The 1,625-nt window shown below is 32.7% G+C and carries 1 protein-coding gene and 1 pseudogene; one reads left to right on the top strand and one right to left on the bottom strand.

The genetic code is table 11. The features are described 5' to 3' along the window. Nucleotides 1-307, top strand: a pseudogene (locus RB298_RS00615) (aminoglycoside phosphotransferase); the annotation flags it as partial. 983 nt (nucleotides 308-1,290) lie between these two features. Here the strand turns inward: RB298_RS00615 and RB298_RS00610 are convergent. Beyond that, on the bottom strand, nucleotides 1,291-1,625 hold a 335-nt coding region (locus tag RB298_RS00610; protein WP_486045253.1), incomplete at its 5' end, for a sensor histidine kinase.

Genomic DNA, 1,625 nt, shown 5'->3' with positions numbered 1-1,625 from the left:
TTATACATGCGTCCCTTTAAGTAGATTTTATCTTTCTGAAACAGGTGAGAAAATTTATTATAATTCATCACAGCATGCTCAACATAGAAAACAAAGAGTGAAAATATTTTTTGAATCTTACGGCGAAGAATTACAAGAAGGTTATTTAGAAATGGTATTGCTGCGATTAGAGGGGTTATGTAAAACAATCACAAGAAAAGCAAGTGAAGGCGACAGTGCGTTCCAAAAAATGATAGACGAAGGGCATCTTGAACATTATCAAAACGATATTAAATTTATTCGTGAACATAAGAAAGAATGGGTTTAAGGATAAGTTTTAATTGAAGAAGCAACACACTTTTATTAAAAAGCATGTTTATAACACCCTTTATGTAAATGATGGCTGTTATCCTTTGTAGAGGAGCACTTGTTATGCGGATTATTAATATTAGAGAACAGGTAGAGTACAAAGATAAAGCTATTGAATATATTCAGAGTAAGTGGGCGAGTAAAGAGAATTTAAGACTTTATGAAGACTGTATTATACATAGCTTAAAGACAAATAGTTGTATTTAATAGATTAACTATTAATTTTTATTTGAAATGTTTTTAACTGTTTGAACCAGTGAATAGCGGGTATAAGTTGATTATACAAGCGTAGTGCCCCCCAGGAACATGCATGTATATTTCTTTTTCTTACTTACCCTGTTTGAATCCTCTTTTTATGGAGGATTCTTTTTTACGTCTAAAAGATATAACTTTTAAAATTATATATCAAACACTTTAATCATGTATGTATTCTATACTCAACAAATCAATGCAACAACAGCAATATAAGATGAAAGAGATTCAGTGTGTATGTAAGGTGCAGCAACAAAAAAGATCGTAATACAACTCAATCTCGCTCTATAGTAGATAATTTTCGAAGACGAGATAAAATTCAAGTTTTTTCTGCTGGAAGACAGCTTGATGGAAATGGTACGTTTATTCGAGCAGAAGGCGGATTTTTAGTATGGGAAGATAATTCAGGTAATAGAAATACGACTAGTTTAGAAAGTATCAGCGTTCGCAGATTAGGAAAACGCAACTGCTAATAATTTGGACAGGCTCTGATTTTATATAAACAAAAAAACACCTTCAAGCTGAAAACCGGGTATGGGGTACCGAGCAATCACTTGAAGGTGTTTTTTTTTTGAAAAATTGGTGATTTCTTTTTGAATGTATCCATTAGGTAGCATTTTTAGAAATTAAATATTGATAGCTGCTGCCCTATTAGTGGTACATAAGCTAGTTTATATAAAAGCGACTTACTCAGTTCGTAAGGGGAAAAGTAACTTTAATCTCTGTTCCAATATGTTCTTTACTTTCTATCTCAATTTCTCCTTTATGGAGGTTCACAATATTTTTAGCAATAGCTAATCCTAGTCCGCTTCCTCCTGAATCCCGTTTGCGGGCTTTGTCTACTCGATAAAACCTTTCAAAAACATGAGATTGTTCTTCTTCTGGTATGCCGATGCCATAATCTTTTATTCGAAGAATTCCCATATGCTGATTACTTTCTAAAAAGACCTTAATGACATCGGTACTATACTTGATGGCATTATCTAAAGAGATAATGATTACTCGTTTCAGCTTCAATTCATCTG

Origin of the sequence: Priestia sp. BR_2 (assembly GCF_041954005.1) — a bacterium.
GTDB lineage: Bacteria > Bacillota > Bacilli > Paenibacillales > Paenibacillaceae > Paenibacillus_AQ > Paenibacillus_AQ lautus_A.
This window is presented reverse-complemented; position numbering and strand designations above follow the sequence as displayed.